General features: G+C 54.3%; 1 rRNA gene. It reads left to right on the forward strand.

The features are described 5' to 3' along the window. Nucleotides 1-116: 116 nt before the first annotated feature. Nucleotides 117-300, forward strand: a 16S ribosomal RNA gene (locus FO013_RS22255); the annotation flags it as partial.

Genomic DNA, 300 nt, shown 5'->3' on the forward strand with positions numbered 1-300 from the left:
ACCCCCTCGCCGGGGTGGTGACGCCAGCGTGTGTGGACATGATTTTTTGGTCAACTGAGGTCACCCCGTGATTCTTGGTTGGCTGTCTTGCCGGGATTCATTCGTAACATAATTTTTTTATGGAGAGTTTGATCCTGGCTCAGGACGAACGCTGGCTGCGTGCTTAACACATGCAAGTCGAACGCTGAAGCCTGGTGCTTGCACCGGGTGGATGAGTGGCGAACGGGTGAGTAACACGTGAGTAACCTGCCCCCGACTTCGGGATAAGCCCGGGAAACTGGGTCTAATACCGGATATGAC

Source organism: Brevibacterium aurantiacum (genome assembly GCF_007558825.1).
Classification (GTDB): Bacteria; Actinomycetota; Actinomycetes; order Actinomycetales; family Brevibacteriaceae; genus Brevibacterium; species Brevibacterium aurantiacum_A.